Raw genomic sequence first — 14,213 nt, forward strand, 5'->3', positions numbered from 1 at the left:
CCGAACCGGCCGATACCCATCTCTCCTCACCCACCTGGCCATTGTCCCCACCTCCGCCCTGCCCGGCGTCCCTCCCGCGAGGGACCCCCCCGGCGGGACGACACCCGCACCCGCCGCGCCCTAACGTCCCTCGACATGAGCGACGCAACCATCGAAGTCCGCGGTCTGCGCAAACGGTTCGGCCGGACCCTCGCGGTCGACGGCCTCACTTTCACGGTCGATCCCGGCACGGTCACCGGCTTCGTCGGCCCCAACGGCGCCGGCAAGTCCACCACCATGCGCGCCCTCCTCGGCCTGGACGCCCCCGACGAGGGCGAGGCGCTCATCGGCGGCCGCCCCTACCACGCCCTGCGCACCCCCCTCCTGGAGGTCGGCGCCCTGCTGGACGCCGCCGCCCTGCACCCCGCCCGCCGCGGCCGCGACCACCTCCGCTGGCTGGCCCACTCCCACGGCCTGCCCGCACGGCGCGTGGACGACGTCCTCGAACAGGTCGGCATGGACAGCGCCGCCCGCCGCCGGGCCGGCGGCTACTCCCTCGGCATGCGCCAACGCCTCGGCATAGCCGCCGCGTTGCTCGGCGACCCACCCGTCCTCCTCCTCGACGAGCCCGTCAACGGGCTCGACCCCGAGGGCATCCAGTGGATCCGCGGCCTCCTGCGCCACCTGGCCTCGCAGGGCCGGGCGATCCTGGTCTCCAGCCACCTCATGAGCGAACTGGAGGACACCGCCGACCACTTGGTGGTCATCGGGCGCGGCCGGCTGATCGCCGACACCGCGGTCGCCGACCTCCTCGCCGCCGCCTCCGGGGACCGTGTCCGCCTGCGCACCGACGCCCGTACCGAGGCGATGGAACTCCTCTCCCGCGAGGGCGCCACCGTCGCCGTGAACGACCGCGACACCCTCTCGGTCGACGGTCTCCCGGCCCGCCGGATCGTCGAACTCCTCAACTCGGCCGACATCCCGTTCACCGAAGTGGGAGCCCACCGCGCGACCTTGGAGGAGGCGTACATGGAACTCACCCGCAACGCCGTCGAGTTCACGTCCTCCGCCGACCCCGACGAGGTGGCCTCGTGACGACGCCGACCCTGACCCCGTACCGCTCCCGCCTCCACCCGGCCCGCGCCGGCTTCGCCCGCCTGCTGCACGCGGAGTGGACCAAGTTCCGTACGGTCCGTGCCTGGCCGCTGGTGCTGGCCGTCGCCGCCGTGGTCACCGTGGTGATCTGCGAGCTCGGCGCGAGCGGCTCCACCACCAGCGGCGGCGGCCCCGAGATCGTCCACGGTCCCGGCGGCGAGCAGGTCAACGACGTCTTCCGCTACTACCACCGCCCGCTGACCGGCGACGGCACCGTCACGGTCCGCGTCACCGGCCTGCGGAGCAACGACGGCCAGGGCGTCGAACCCTGGGCGAAGGCCGGGCTCCTGGTGAAGAAGAGCCTCACCCCGGGCTCCGCGTATGCGGCGGTCCTGGCCACCCCCGGCCACGGCACCCGTATGCAGTGGAACTTCACCCACGACACGGCGGGTCCGAGCACGGACGTCACGACCACGCCCCTCTGGCTCCGCCTGACCCGCACCGGCGACCACCTCGTCGGCTACGAGTCCGCTGACGGCCGTACCTGGTCCAAGATCAAGGACGTACGGCTGTCCGGCCTCCCGCGGACCGTCCAGGTCGGCCTGATCGCCGGCACCCCGCCCCACCAGGACGTGCACCGCGCCTTCGGCGGTACGAGCGAGACGTACGGCGGCGGCGAGGTGAAGGCCACCTACGACCACCTCACCTTCCAGGGCACCTCCGCCACCACTGCCTGGCAGAGCACGGACGTCGGCGCGAGCACCGAGGGGGGCGGCCCGGCACCCCACAACACTCCCAATCCCGGCACCAGTTCGGTCTCCGTGAACGGCACGTACACCCTCACCGGTCACGGCGACATCGCACCCGTCGAGGACGGCCCCGACATGCTCCAGATGAGCTTCCAGGGAGTCTTCGTCGGCGTCCTGTTCATGACCGCCCTCGGCGCGCTCTTCGTGACCGCCGAATACAAACGGGGCCTGATCCGCACGACGTTCACGGCGACGCCGTCCCGGCTGAAGGTCCTGGCGGCGAAGACGACGGTCATCGCGGCCGCCACCTTCACCACGGCCCTGATCGCCGTCGCCATCGGCTTCACCTTCGCCCAACGCGCCCTGCGCTCCAACGGGTTCAGCCCACCCGAGTTCCCGGAGCTTTCCCTCTTCGACAATCCGGCCCTGCGCGCGGTCGTTGGCAGCGCGATCCTGCTCTCCCTGGTGGCGGTGCTGGCCCTGGCGATCGGCGTGATCCTCCGCAACAGCGCGGGCGCGATCGCGACGGTCGTGGTGCTCGTGATCCTCCCGCAGATCCTGTCCTTCGCCTTCCCGCTCCCGGCCGCGCAATGGCTGCTGCGGGTGACCCCGGCGGCGGCCTTCGCGATTCAACAGGGCGTGACCCGCTACCCCCAGGTGCAGCACAACTGCCTCCCGGAGAGCGGCTGTTACCCCTTGACCCCGTGGAACGGCCTGTCCGTCCTCGCCGCCTACACGGTCGCCGCCCTCCTCCTGGCGGCCTGGCGTCTGCGCCGGAGGGACGTATGAGGTCCCTGCACGCGGAGTGGACGAAACTCCGCACGCTGCCGAGCACGTGGTGGCTGATCGCCGGGACGGTACTGCTGACGGTGGCGGTGGGAGCGGCGGCGACCTCGTCCCTCACGTCACACGTCTGCCCGTCCGCCGATGCCTGTCACGAGGACACGGTGAAACTGAGCCTGACCGGGGTGTGGCTGAGCCAGGCGGTCTGCCTGGTCCTGGGCGCGCTGTCGATGGGCGCGGAGTACGGCACGGGCACGATCCACGCGACTCTCGCAGCCATCCCCTTGCGCTGGCGGGCCCTGTCGGCGAAGGCGACGGCCCTGTGTCTCGTGACGGCAGGCACGGGGTTCGTGGCGGTGGCGATCGCACTCCTCACCGCCCGCCTGATCCTCCCCGGCAACGGCTTCGACGCCCCGTCCCTGACGGACGCCCCCACCCTCCGAGCCGCGGTCGGCTCGATCCTGATCCTGACCTTGGTGGCCCTGCTCGGCCTGGCCCTGGCCACGGCCCTCCGGGACACGGCAGCGGCCATCACCCTGGGCCTGGGCCTCCTCTTCGTGGTCCCGCTCCTCACGGACATCATCAACTCCCCGACCTGGCAACACCGTCTCCAGCGCTGGGCCCCCATCCCGGCGGCCCTCTCCATCCAGGCCACGAAGAACCTAGACCGCCTGCCGATCGCCCCGTGGCCGGGGCTGGGGGTGCTGGCGGCTTACGCGGGGGGCCTGTTGGCGGTCGGGGGAGTGCTGTTCAGGATGCGGGACGCGTGAAGTCGAGGAAACCGGACCAGGTGGCGGGGGAGACGGTGAGGATGGGGCCGTCGGGGGTCTTGGAGTCGCGGATGTGGATGGCGGAGGGGTGCGGGGCGACTTCGACGCAGTTGCCACCCTCGTTGCTGCTGTAGCTGGACTTGCGCCAGACGCACGCCACTTCGAGGCAATCGCCGCCCTGGCTGCCGCTGTAGCTCGACTTGAACCATGTGAATGCTGCGGTGTTCATGACTCTCCAAGCAGTCCGTTCAAGAGGCGCACGCTCTCGTCAGGTGAGAGGGCCTGTGACCGCAGCATTCCATACTGGAGGTGGTAATCGCTGACCTCGTCGGGATCATCGACGAGGAAGCTGGCGCGCTGGACCTCAAGGTAGACGAGCCGTTCGTGTTCGGGCGTCTCCAGCAGCACCATGGGGCCATCGAGGCAAGCGTGCGGGGTCCGGTCCTCAGGCATGATCTGAAAGCTCATGTGGACGGGCTCGGTGTACTCCAGAATCTGGCGGAGCTGCTCGCGCATCACTTCCGTGCCGCCGACTGCCCGCCGCAACACACTCTCCTCCAGCACGAAGTGCCCCACGGGCGGCCGGTCCCGCTGCCAGACCAACTGCCGCTCCATGCGGGCGTTCACCCACTGCTCGGCTGTCTCGCTCCCGATCGCGGGATACCGGTAGCCGAATACGGCACGGCAGTAGTCCCTGGTCTGAAGAAGCCCCGGGACGACCTGGCTCTGGTACGAGAGGACGCTCAGCGCCTCCTGCTCATGATCCACCAGCCCCTGCGCGAACTGAACGATGCGCTCCCGCACGGGCATCTTGGCGACCAGCACCGACAACGCCCCACCCGTCCCCAGCAGTTCGTCGAACTGCTCGGCCCGATCCGGCTGAAGCGCCATGCGCCCCTGCTCGATCGACCCCACCGTGTCGACCGACAGGTTCGCCAACTCGGCGAACTGCTCCTGCGTAAGCCGCGCCTGTTTCCGATAGTGGGCGACGAGCGCCCCGACCGCGTGCCACGAACCGAACTTCTTGGGCTTCTTCGCCACGTGCATGCGTGTCCCTTTCCCCCGTGCGAGCCCGAACCCCTCGTAGTGGACTCGTAGTAATCAGAACTACGACTTCACTCACTGACCCACTGTAGTCACGCACAGTGACACTGACCTCATGAACCCGGAACCCCAACACCCCCGAACCCGCGAGGCGTTCTATCGAAGGGACCGCAGATCAGTGCGCCGAGCCCGCGAGTTCACGCGCGAAACCCTCACGGCCTGGAGCCTGGACGCCCGCACGGACGACGTACTCCTCTGCGTAAGCGAACTGACGACCAACGCCCTGCTCCACGGCGCACCCCCGGGCCGAGGTTTCGCCCTGCGCCTCACCCTCCACCCCGACGGAGTCCTCCGAACCGAGGTCCACGACAGCGGCCCCGGCGAACTCCGCTTCGGCGACATGTCCCCGGACTCGGAACACGGCCGGGGGCTGCTGCTCGTGACGCTGCTCGCGGACAAGTGGGGGGTGGGGGAGCGGAACCCCGGCAAGACGGTGTGGTGCGAGTTCGCGGTGGGCTAGGCCTGGGCGATCCTCAGGAGCTCGTGGACGGTGTCGATGTAGTTCCGCAGTCTCGCCGCACTGTCCAGGTCCTCGCATGCTTCGTACAGCTGAAGGGCACGCTGGGCAGCCGACATCGCCTCCGGGATACGGCGGAGAAGCATGAGCTCAGCGCCCATGCAGTCCCAGGCCGTGGCCTCCTTATGGCCGTCGTTGAAGCGCCTGAACCAATCCCGGGCATACGTGTGGGCGGCAAGAGCCTCTTCGTGCGCTTTGAGGTCCGACAAGGCGAACCCCAGCAAGGGCAAGGCTTGGGCCCTGCTGTACCAGTCCCCGAGTTCCTCGTAGAGGGCCAGGCTGCGCATGATGGCATCCAGGGATTCCGTGTGGCGGCCCAAGCTGCCGTAGAGGACGCCAAAGCTCGCCTGAACTCTTGCCTCGCCGTTCCTGTCACCGGATTCCAAGTGCCTGGCGAGGGCCGCCTGGAGCACGGCGTGCGCTTCGTCAAGGCGCCCGGAGCCCTCCAGCGCGAGGCCGAGATTGCCTCGAACGACGTTGGCTCGCGCTTGTCCGCCCAACTCGGCGTACAGGCGTGCACTTTTGCCATAGGCGTCGATGGCGTCGTCGTACCGGTCCAGCGCGCGTAGCGTGAGCCCCAGGTTGTTCCACGTCATGGCCTGCCCGTCGAGGTCGCCGAGTTGTTCGTAGAGGGCCAGCGCTTGGCGGAAGGCCTCGGCTCCCTCTTCGTATCGCCACAGACCACGGAGGGCGTTGCCGTGAGCGTTGTACGCCTGGGCCTCCCCCTCGGCGTAGCCGAGTCTGTGAGCGGCGTGGCATGCGACTGCGGACACGGTGGCCATGACGCGGAAAGCGCGTCGATGGCGGAGGTAACCGTCCAGATGGAGGCCAAGCAGCATGGCTGTCCAGGCCAGCACATCGTTTTCGGTATCGGTCCACTGAGCGGCGGCCACGAGGCCCGTGATCTCGGAATCGAGCCAACTCTCGGCCCGGGCCGGATCGTCGAAGTAGTCGTCGGGGGCGTTGGCGGACGGTTGCGGGAAGAGGGCCGTGGCATTGAAGGTCCGTACGAAGTAGTGGCCCAGCAGCCTGATCCGAGCTTTATCGGCCTCATCGCGCAACTCGGGTTCCTCGGCGACGACGGCCCGGGCAAACTCGCGGACGAGGTCATGCATTCGCCAGCGATCGCCACCCGGGAGCGCGGTGAGCAGCGAGGCGGCGACGAGTTCGTCGAGGAGCGGTTCCAGGTGTTCCGGAGGCAATTCGGTCAGTTCCGCCGCTGGACCGGCCCCGATGTCGTCGCCCGGTGCCAGCCCCAACAGTCGGAAGACACGGGCCAGTTCAGGCTCAAGGCGGGCGTACGACAGGTCGAACACCGGGCGCAGGCTCAGCTGTTTCCCGTACTGGTCGACGCCGCGCTCCAAGTGCAGTGCAAGCACGCGATCCGTCGCGCCCTGCAGTTCGGCGGTCAGGGTCGAGGCCTGGCGCCGGCGGCGCTTCCGCAGCAGCGCGGACGCGATCAGCAGGGCGAGGGGCAGGCGACCGCACAGTTCCGTGAGCCGATCGATGGCCGCGCGCTCCTTCGAGACCCGGTCGTCGTCGGGGTCGTTCCGGCGCAGCGACCGGTCGATGAGTTCCCGGGAGGCCTCCGGCGTGAGCGCGTCGACACGGAACTGTCGTACGGGAAGGGAGTCCTGGACGTCCCGGGAGGTGACGAGGACTCGGTGTCCAGCCCCTTCTCCTGGCAGCAGCGGCGCGATCTGAGCGGGATCGCAGGCATTGTCCAGCACGATCAACACCGGCTCGCGTGAACTCAGTTCGGCCCGATAGCGTCCGTACTGCTCCTCGGGCGTGGGTGGCAGATCCGCATCCGCGACCCCGAGCGCCTGCAGCAACGACGACACGGCCTGCTCGGCCGTCACCGGCACCTTGTCGTACCCCCGCAGATCGACGAAGAGCGCACCCCCGGGAAACCATCCCTTCCCCCGCGCCTTGTGCGCCACGTGCAGCGCGAGCGCGGTCTTGCCGACTCCGCCCAGGCCGGCGACGGCGGAGATGACGACGGATTCGGAGCCATCGCCGATGTCGGGATCGAGCGCCCGGGACAGCTCGGCGACCTCCGCCGCACGACCTGTGAAGACCGCGGGCGCCGCCGGCAGCGCGGACAGCGCGGTGGGTGACGGGGCCGCATGGATGTGGACCTCCTTGCCGACGACGTTCCCGTGGAACTCACCGTGCGAAAGGTTGACGTGATCCCCGTCGACCATTGGCCCCACCCACCCGTCCCCAGGCCGCACTCGCTCAGGTCCATGGTGGCTCAACCGGCAGGCGCCGTGACCGGATCCCCCGATCCTCGTTAGAGGAAACGTACTTCCGGGAAACGTACTTCCCTAACCACTGGAGGCGTCCAATGCCCGGCCCTCGCCGCCGCCCCCACCTCGCCAAGCCTGCCGACATGTTCGCCCGCGACTGGGAATGGAGCGAACTCACCGCCTTCGCCGCCGACGAAGGACCCGAGGCGACGATGGCCGTCGTCTCTGGGCGGCGTCGGCAGGGGAAGTCATTCCTTCTGGACTCGCTCGCCCGGGCCGCCGGGGGGTTCTACTTCTGTGCGTACGAGGCGACCGAGGCCGAGTCGCTGCGCCGGTTCGGCGAGGAACTGGGGCAGTTCACCGGGAGCGTCGGACCCGTACGGTTCGATCGTTGGGAGCAGGCCGTCGACGCGCTGCTCGCCCTCGGGAAGGACCGCCCCCTCCCGGTCGTCATCGACGAGTTCCCGTACCTGGCCAGGGCCACGCCCTCCCTGCCCTCCGTCATCCAGGTCGCCTACGGCCCCAGGCGGCCGGAGCGGCTGGATTCGCGTACCCGCCTGTTGCTGTGCGGTAGTTCGCTCTCCTTCATGGGGAAGCTGCTGAGCGGCACATCACCCCTGCGCGGGCGCGCCGGTCTCGAACTCGTCGTTCATCCCCTCGACTTCAGGCAGGCCGCGGCTTTCTGGGGCATCTACGACCCACGGCTCGCGCTGCTCGTACACAGCGTGGTCGGCGGAACTCCCGCTTACCGCAGGGAGTTCGTGCGCGACGACAGTCCCGCAGACCTCGGCGACTTCGACGCGTGGGTCTGCCGTACCGCCCTCTCGCCCCGATCGCCGCTCTACCGCGAAGCCCGCTACCTCCTGGCCGACGAGTCGGACCTCCGGGACCGGGCGCTCTACCACTCGGTGCTTGCGGCGCTGGCGTCCGGCAATGCCACGGCCGGCCGGATCGCCGGCTGTCTGGAGCGTCCCATCAGTGACATCACGCATCCCCTCACTGTCCTGCAAGACTGCGGACTCGTACGCAAGGAAGTGGACGCTTTCCGCAAGAACCGGAGCGTGTACCGCGTCGGTGAGCCGCTCATCGCGTTCGACCACGCCATCTCACGGCCCAGACTCGCCCTGCTGGACCGCGGAATGGCCGAACAGGTCTGGGAGAGCTCCCGGACCCGCTTCCTCTCCGGCGTCGTCGGACCGCACTTCGAGCAGATCTGTCGTGAGTGGGTGGCCCATTTCGCGGCACCGGAGACCTTCGGAGGCATGCCGATCGACGTTTCGTACGGGACGGTCCCCGACCAGGCGGAGCGCACACAGCACGAGATCGACGTCGTGGTACGAGGTGCGGTGGGCCAGGACAACGGTGTGCTGCTCTCCCTCGGTGAGGCCAAGTGGGATCAGATCATGGGCGTGGCCCACCTGGAGAGGCTGCGCCGTGCGGAGGCGCTGCTGGCCGGTCGCGGGATCGATACGTCGGCCGTGCGACTGGCCTGCTACAGCGGAGCGGGGTTCACCGACGAGCTGCGCGCGGCCGGGGACCGGGGCGACGTCGTGCTGGTGGACCTGGAGCGTCTGTACGACGGTGACTGACCTCAATCGACCTCAAACGACCTCAGCTGATTTCAATAGCCGAGGTCCGGATACCAGTCCCCACGCCCCCTCGGCGTCAGGTCCAGCAGATGCCACACCGGTGCCAGCAGGTCGATGCCGCGTTCCTGGATGTCGCCCGCCATTCGCGGATGCGCCGAGTAGAAGTGCCGGACCGTGCCGTCGCCGTCCCGGGTGAACACCGAGACCGTTGAGTCCTGTTCGCCGTCCTCGTCCTCGCTGCCCGTGTCGTACTTGAAGGTGCTGTCCCCGCAGCTCAGCAGCCGCAGCCCGTGCCAGCCCCGCGCGCGAGCGTGTTGCCTGAGCGTCGCCGGGTCGGCCGCCGCCGCGATCGCGAAGTCGGCGTTGCGGGTGACGTGTCGGGCGATTCCGCTGAAGCCGTCGATCCACAGCGTGCACATCGGGCACGGGTCGGTCTGCTTCTTGCCGTACATGAACTGGTAGACGATCAGCGGGCGTTGGACCGAGCCGAACAGTTCGCTCAGGCGCACCTCGCGGACCGGGGTGTCGCCCGCGTCCAGGTCGGCCGGGCCTTCGAGGAAGACGTAGTCGTCCACCGGCGGCCCCGGCGGCAGTGCCCGTCGCCGCGCCGCGACCTTCTCCCGGTGACGCATGAGCTCGATCTCGGCCAGGCGCAGCTCCTCGCGGGCGGCGAGGTACTCCGCCGACTCTCCGGCCAGTCGGGTGTGCCGCAACATCCGGTCCTCCTGGGGTCGGTAGCTCGTCCCCCGTTCCCGGCGGCTCAAGTCTATGACCGATGCCCGTAGCCGTCCGAGCACGCGTAGAGCGAGAGATAGAGGACAGAAACTGGCCTATTTGTCTCCTACGGTCTCCCCATGAGCTCCTCCGACGCCCTGGAAGCCCGGGCCTTCGCCACCGTCACCGAACTCCACTCCTGGCTGGCAGCCCACCCCGTTCCCCACCCCGGACTGTGGGTCAAGGTCGCCAAGAAGGGGTCCGGGATCGCGTCCGTCGGGTGGGACGAGGTCAACGATGTCGCTCTCTGCCACGGCTGGATCACCGGACAGCGCAAGGCACTTGACGCGTCGTACTACCTCCAGAAGATCACCCCGCGGAGGCGAGGGAGCGTCTGGTCGATGGTGAATGTGCGGCGCGTGGCCGAGCTGACCACCGAGGGGCGGATGCGGCCCGCAGGGCTCGCGGAGGTCGCCGCCGCGCAGGCGGACGGCAGGTGGGCCGCCGCCTACGCGTCCCAGAGCGAAGCCGTCGTACCCCCCGACCTGGCCGCCGCCCTGGAGCGGAACCCGCAGGCCGGCGCCGCCTTCGACCGCCTCGGGCGGACCGACCGCTACCAGGTGATCCACGGGCTGCTCACCGCCCGTACCACCAAGGGCCGGGCCGCCCGGCTGGACGCCGCCCTCGCCCGGCTCAGTCGTCCAGTACCTCCCGCGCGACCTTCAGTAGGCCGCTGAAGTCGATCGCGCCGGGGTCCCCGTGGTCGTTCTCAGGCACGTGCGTGTGACCGCAGACGCCCTTGAAGCCGTTCCACTCCCGCCCGCTCATCCGCTGCCCGGCCTTGCTGCCGAAGGACTTCGGGTACGGCGGCCACAGCGCGGGACCGCGCAGCGGCACGTCGTGCTCCTCGTGCATCCAGGCCAGGAAACGGCCGAGTTCGAGCAGCGCCCACGCGGGGGCCTCGGGCCAGAAGACGTGTGCGTGGCCCGCGTCCGTCCACTTCCGGTGGGTGTCGGGGGAGCAGGTGCCGACCAGTTCGGCCTGGCAGACGTTGAGGGTGTTCGTCTCCACGCCGCCGGAGAGGTTCCGCAGCGCACGTGAGGAGATGTCGATGTCGAAGTGCTGGTACCACTTCAGCTTGCGCGTGGTGAGGTCCGGCACCGCCGTGAGGTTCGGCGCGATGGCGCCGCCGTCGTAACCGGGCAGCGTACGGCCCTCGGTGGTGTGCAGGACGACGACGTTGACCTCCATGGCGTCGCCCGGGAAGCGTTGCTGGTACCAGTGGGTGCGGTCGGCATGCGGATAGTGCTGTGGTCCTGACTTCTCGGTCATGTGTCCCCCTGGGTCTCAAGCCCTCACGGACATGACCGAGCGTCCGCCCTCCTGATACAGGGAACACCTGTTCAGGGGACGGGCGCTCACGAGTCGCGAGACATCATGCGTGGCGACACGTCACTGGTCGCGATACGTCACGCGTTCTTGATCGCCGAGATGTCGAAGTTCAGCTTGATCTTGTCGGAGACCAGCACGCCGCCCGTCTCCAGCGCCGCGTTCCAGGTCAGGCCCCACTCGGAACGCTTGATCTCGGCCTTGCCCTCGAAGCCCACGCGCTCGTTGCCGAACGGGTCCTTCGCGGCGCCGTTGAACTCCAGGTCGATGGTGATCGGCTTGGTCGTGCCGAGGATCTCCAGGTCACCGGTGATCCGGTAGTCCTCGTCGCCGAGCGCCTCCGCCTTGGTGGAGCGGAAGGTCATCGTCGGGAACTCCTCGATCTTGAAGAAGTCCGCGCTCTTCAGGTGACCGTCACGGTCCGGCGCCCCCGTGTCGATGCTGTCCATCTTGACGTCGATGGACGCCGTGGACGCGGACGGGTCGCCGCCGTCCAGGTGCAGCGTTCCGCTGAAGTCCAGGAACTTGCCCTTGACGTTCGTGACCATGGCGTGGCGGACGGTGAAGCCGATCGAGGAGTGGGCCGCGTCGATCGTGTAGTCGCCGGTCAGTGCGGTCAGGTCGGGGGTCGTCATCACAGGCTCCTTCGGAGTGACGTGGAATGCGTGATGTTGAATGTTGAACTACTCAACGGGAATGACCGTAGACCTATTCCTTTCAAGTTTCAACATCATCCGCGAGTGTTGGCCTGGTCACTCTGAGGTGGTAGATGCCCATGACATGAAATCTCCCAGCAGGGCCCTTGTGAGACCCACCCGCCGAGCCGTCTTACTCACCGCCGCGCTCCTCGCCGTGACCACCCCGGCCGCCCGCGCCGCCGACCCCGACCCCGACCCCGATCCATACACCGCCCTCCGCCTGCGCTGGCTCGACCTCGCCCTCGGCACCGGCTACGACCCGACGGCGGAGCCGTACGCCTCCCGCCTCGCCCGGACCGGCGAACTCGCCCGCGCCGCCCAGGCCGCCATGGCCCCCACCCCGACCTCCCTCTGGCCCGGCTACCCCTACGACCCGCCCGCCGGCATCACCCAGAGCTACAGCCGCCTGTGGACCATGGCCCAGGCCCACCTCCAGCAGGGCACCGGCTCCACCGGCGACCCGGCGCTCCTCGCGGACGTGCTCCGCGGCCTCGACCACCTCGCCGCCACCGTCTACAACCCCGCCACCACCCGCTACGGCAACTGGTGGGAATGGCAGATCGGCAGCCCCCGTCTCCTCATGGACATCACGGCCGCCCTGTACGGTCAACTGACCGACGCCCAGCGGGAGTCCGCCTGCGCCGCCGTCGACCACTTCATCCCGGACTCCATGCTCACCGACTACTCCGGTACGTCCACCGGCGCCAACCGCGTCGACCTGTGCCGCTCCGTCGCCCTCCGCGGCATCCTGGGGCGGACCCCGGCGAAGATCGCCCTCGCCCGCGACGCCCTCTCCCCGGTCTTCCCCTACGTCACCCAGGGGGACGGGCTCTACGCCGACGGCTCCTTCGTCCAGCACACCTGGGTCGCCTACTCGGGGACGTACGGACAGGTCATGCTCGACGGCCTCGGGCGCCTCTTCACCCTCCTCGCGGGGTCGGAATGGGAGGTGACCGATCCGAACCGGCAGATCGTCCTCGACAGCGTCGAGCACGCCTACGCGCCCCTGATCCACGACGGGTTGGTGATGGACTGCGTCAATGGCCGCGCCATCAGCCGGGGTTACCTCAAGAGCGACGACCTCCATGTCATGCGCAGCGACCACTTCCACGGCCAGGGCATCATCGCCGCGATCCCCCTGCTGGCCGGCGGCGCGAGCGCGGCGGAACGCGAGCGCTGGCAGTCGTATGTGAAGGGCTGGATCGAACGGGACACGGTGACACCGATCCTGACGGCCCCTCAGTTCGGCGTGGCGGACCTGGCCCGGCTGCACGCGGTCGCCGACGCGTCGACCCCCGCCGCCCCCGAACCCCTCGGCCACCGTCTCTTCCCGGCCATGGACCGCGCCGTCCACCGCGGCCCCGCCTTCACCGCGAGCATCTCGATGTGCAGCGACCGCATCACGTACTACGAATGCGGCAACGGCGAGAACCCGCGCGGCTGGCACACGGGCGCCGGGCTGCTCTCCTGGTGGCCCACGGGCGGCCGTGGCGACCAGTACACGGACTGGTACTGGCCGACCGTCGACTGGTACCGCCTGCCGGGCACGACGGTCTCCACCGTCCGCCTGCCCGACCGCGCGGGCGGCGAGTGGGGCGCCCCCAAGCCGGATGTCCGCTGGGTCGGCGGCACCACCGACGGCGAGTACGCGGCCGTCGGCCAGCACCTCAAGGGCCTCGGTTCGACCCTGGAGGCCCGCAAGTCCTGGTTCTGCGTGCCGGACGCGGTGATCTGCCTGGGCGCCGGCATCACCTGCACCGACGGCGTCCCGGTGGAGACGGTCGTCGACAACCGGAACCTGGGGGAGGGCGGGACCCAGGAGTTCGTACGGGGGCGGGGCTGGGCCCACCTGGAGGGCCAGGGCGGCTGGCTGGTCGCAGGCGACCTGCACTCCCTCCGCGAGGACCGCACCGGCGCCTGGGCCGACATCAACACCACGAGTACGGCCGAACGGGCCACCCGGCGCTGGCAGACCCTCTGGCTCGACCACGGCACCGACCCGGTCGACGCCACGTACGTCTATGTCCTGCTGCCCGGAGCGTCCCTTCGTACCGTCGTCGCCCGAGCCGTCGACCGGCACTGGCTGTCGGTCCTCGCCAACGACTCCGCCCGCCAGGGCGTCCGTGTCCCCTCCCTGGGGCTCACGGCCGCCAACTTCTGGGCGGCCGGCAGCGCGGGTCCGCTCACCGCCTCGGCGCCCGCGAGCGTGCTGGTCCGGCGGCACGGACGTACCGCTACCCTCTGCGTCAGCGAGCCGAGCCGCACGGGTGAGCCGGTCGAGGTCTCCTGGGAGCAGCCGGTGCGCGGGGTGGTGCGGGCGGACGCGTCGGTCGAGGTGCTGTCCGTCGGACGCCGTCTGACGGTCCGGGTTACCCCAGGCGTGTCATGTGCGACTCACCAATGTGAGGTGTCTCTCGGGTGACGTCTTTGTGCGACCCCGACAAGGGGGAAGCCCCCTGAGCAGTCGGAAAGGCTGCATGCCGCCGAGGTTCTGTTCAGTGGTACCAGGAAAACGGGCCGGAGACTGTGCGGAGTCGACGGCTCGCTTTCCTCGATGGGCTTCGTAAGGTCGCT

General features: G+C 69.4%; 13 protein-coding genes. 7 read left to right on the forward strand and 6 right to left on the reverse strand.

Annotated elements, in window-relative coordinates; translation table 11 throughout:
- Nucleotides 1-135 precede the first annotated feature (135 nt).
- From ACQEWB_RS34565 to ACQEWB_RS34575, 3 genes are read left to right on the forward strand one after another with little or no spacing between them, the layout of a single operon-like run.
- Nucleotides 136-1,074 carry an ABC transporter ATP-binding protein gene (locus ACQEWB_RS34565; RefSeq protein WP_432838053.1) on the forward strand — a complete coding sequence of 313 codons (939 nt, stop codon included), beginning with the start codon at nucleotides 136-138 and terminating at the stop codon, nucleotides 1,072-1,074.
- Entirely contained in the window at nucleotides 1,071-2,612 is a 1,542-nt protein-coding gene (locus tag ACQEWB_RS34570; protein ID WP_432838055.1) for an ABC transporter permease subunit, read from the forward strand. The genes ACQEWB_RS34565 and ACQEWB_RS34570 overlap by 4 nt, the downstream gene beginning before the upstream one ends.
- Nucleotides 2,609-3,376, forward strand: a complete 768-nt coding sequence (locus ACQEWB_RS34575; protein WP_432838057.1) for an ABC transporter permease — start codon at nucleotides 2,609-2,611, stop codon at nucleotides 3,374-3,376. The genes ACQEWB_RS34570 and ACQEWB_RS34575 overlap by 4 nt, the downstream gene beginning before the upstream one ends.
- On the opposite strand, the gene ACQEWB_RS34580 is transcribed toward ACQEWB_RS34575, so the two are convergent.
- On the reverse strand, nucleotides 3,357-3,605 hold the full coding sequence (locus ACQEWB_RS34580) for a DUF397 domain-containing protein (protein ID WP_432838059.1): 249 nt from the start codon (nucleotides 3,603-3,605) through the stop codon (nucleotides 3,357-3,359). The genes ACQEWB_RS34575 and ACQEWB_RS34580 overlap by 20 nt on opposite strands.
- A complete protein-coding gene (locus tag ACQEWB_RS34585; RefSeq protein WP_432838061.1) occupies nucleotides 3,602-4,423 on the reverse strand; it encodes a helix-turn-helix domain-containing protein in 822 nt (273 codons plus the stop codon). The genes ACQEWB_RS34580 and ACQEWB_RS34585 overlap by 4 nt, the downstream gene beginning before the upstream one ends.
- 112 nt (nucleotides 4,424-4,535) lie before the next feature.
- Here ACQEWB_RS34585 and ACQEWB_RS34590 point away from each other — a divergent pair, with 112 nt between their 5' ends.
- Nucleotides 4,536-4,940 carry an ATP-binding protein gene (locus ACQEWB_RS34590; RefSeq protein WP_432838063.1) on the forward strand — a complete coding sequence of 135 codons (405 nt, stop codon included), beginning with the start codon at nucleotides 4,536-4,538 and terminating at the stop codon, nucleotides 4,938-4,940.
- On the opposite strand, the gene ACQEWB_RS34595 is transcribed toward ACQEWB_RS34590, so the two are convergent.
- On the reverse strand, nucleotides 4,937-7,204 hold the full coding sequence (locus ACQEWB_RS34595) for a tetratricopeptide repeat protein (RefSeq protein ID WP_432838065.1): 2,268 nt from the start codon (nucleotides 7,202-7,204) through the stop codon (nucleotides 4,937-4,939). The two genes, ACQEWB_RS34590 and ACQEWB_RS34595, sit on opposite strands and share 4 nt — an antisense overlap.
- 143 nt (nucleotides 7,205-7,347) lie before the next feature.
- Here ACQEWB_RS34595 and ACQEWB_RS34600 point away from each other — a divergent pair, with 143 nt between their 5' ends.
- Nucleotides 7,348-8,838 carry an ATP-binding protein gene (locus tag ACQEWB_RS34600; protein ID WP_432838067.1) on the forward strand — a complete coding sequence of 497 codons (1,491 nt, stop codon included), beginning with the start codon at nucleotides 7,348-7,350 and terminating at the stop codon, nucleotides 8,836-8,838.
- 32 nt (nucleotides 8,839-8,870) lie between these two features.
- Here ACQEWB_RS34600 and ACQEWB_RS34605 read toward each other — a convergent pair whose 3' ends face one another.
- Nucleotides 8,871-9,554 (reverse strand): DUF899 family protein, encoded by a 684-nt coding sequence (locus tag ACQEWB_RS34605; protein WP_432838069.1) that lies wholly within the window; start codon nucleotides 9,552-9,554, stop codon nucleotides 8,871-8,873.
- Nucleotides 9,555-9,692: 138 nt separating this feature from the next.
- Between ACQEWB_RS34605 and ACQEWB_RS34610 the strand changes: the two genes are divergently transcribed.
- Complete coding sequence (locus tag ACQEWB_RS34610; RefSeq protein WP_432838071.1) at nucleotides 9,693-10,289, forward strand: YdeI/OmpD-associated family protein; 597 nt, start codon at nucleotides 9,693-9,695, stop codon at nucleotides 10,287-10,289.
- On the opposite strand, the gene ACQEWB_RS34615 is transcribed toward ACQEWB_RS34610, so the two are convergent.
- Together ACQEWB_RS34615 and ACQEWB_RS34620 are read right to left on the reverse strand one after the other, a co-directional pair.
- Complete coding sequence (locus ACQEWB_RS34615) at nucleotides 10,246-10,884, reverse strand: hypothetical protein (RefSeq protein WP_432838073.1); 639 nt, start codon at nucleotides 10,882-10,884, stop codon at nucleotides 10,246-10,248. The genes ACQEWB_RS34610 and ACQEWB_RS34615 overlap by 44 nt on opposite strands.
- Before the next feature lie 137 nt (nucleotides 10,885-11,021).
- Nucleotides 11,022-11,576, reverse strand: a complete 555-nt coding sequence (locus ACQEWB_RS34620) for a YceI family protein (RefSeq protein WP_432838075.1) — start codon at nucleotides 11,574-11,576, stop codon at nucleotides 11,022-11,024.
- Nucleotides 11,577-11,721: 145 nt separating this feature from the next.
- Here ACQEWB_RS34620 and ACQEWB_RS34625 point away from each other — a divergent pair, with 145 nt between their 5' ends.
- Nucleotides 11,722-14,061 (forward strand): polysaccharide lyase 8 family protein, encoded by a 2,340-nt coding sequence (locus tag ACQEWB_RS34625; RefSeq protein WP_432838077.1) that lies wholly within the window; start codon nucleotides 11,722-11,724, stop codon nucleotides 14,059-14,061.
- The last annotated feature ends 152 nt before the right edge of the window (nucleotides 14,062-14,213 follow it).

Source organism: Streptomyces sp. CA-249302 (assembly GCF_050936785.1).
GTDB lineage: Bacteria > Actinomycetota > Actinomycetes > Streptomycetales > Streptomycetaceae > Streptomyces.

What these genes read in the sequence shown, in the direction of transcription:
- ACQEWB_RS34565 (WP_432838053.1), top strand. Translation starts at nt 136, where the DNA reads ATGAGCGACGCAACCATCGAAGTCCGCGGTCTGCGCAAACGGTTCGGC.
- ACQEWB_RS34575 (WP_432838057.1), top strand. Translation starts at nt 2,609, where the DNA reads ATGAGGTCCCTGCACGCGGAGTGGACGAAACTCCGCACGCTGCCGAGC.
- ACQEWB_RS34580 (WP_432838059.1), bottom strand. Translation starts at nt 3,605, where the DNA reads ATGAACACCGCAGCATTCACATGGTTCAAGTCGAGCTACAGCGGCAGC.
- ACQEWB_RS34585 (WP_432838061.1), bottom strand. Translation starts at nt 4,423, where the DNA reads ATGCACGTGGCGAAGAAGCCCAAGAAGTTCGGTTCGTGGCACGCGGTC.
- ACQEWB_RS34590 (WP_432838063.1), top strand. Translation starts at nt 4,536, where the DNA reads ATGAACCCGGAACCCCAACACCCCCGAACCCGCGAGGCGTTCTATCGA.
- ACQEWB_RS34595 (WP_432838065.1), bottom strand. Translation starts at nt 7,204, where the DNA reads ATGGTCGACGGGGATCACGTCAACCTTTCGCACGGTGAGTTCCACGGG.
- ACQEWB_RS34600 (WP_432838067.1), top strand. Translation starts at nt 7,348, where the DNA reads ATGCCCGGCCCTCGCCGCCGCCCCCACCTCGCCAAGCCTGCCGACATG.
- ACQEWB_RS34605 (WP_432838069.1), bottom strand. Translation starts at nt 9,554, where the DNA reads ATGTTGCGGCACACCCGACTGGCCGGAGAGTCGGCGGAGTACCTCGCC.
- ACQEWB_RS34610 (WP_432838071.1), top strand. Translation starts at nt 9,693, where the DNA reads ATGAGCTCCTCCGACGCCCTGGAAGCCCGGGCCTTCGCCACCGTCACC.
- ACQEWB_RS34615 (WP_432838073.1), bottom strand. Translation starts at nt 10,884, where the DNA reads ATGACCGAGAAGTCAGGACCACAGCACTATCCGCATGCCGACCGCACC.
- ACQEWB_RS34620 (WP_432838075.1), bottom strand. Translation starts at nt 11,576, where the DNA reads ATGACGACCCCCGACCTGACCGCACTGACCGGCGACTACACGATCGAC.
- ACQEWB_RS34625 (WP_432838077.1), top strand. Translation starts at nt 11,722, where the DNA reads ATGAAATCTCCCAGCAGGGCCCTTGTGAGACCCACCCGCCGAGCCGTC.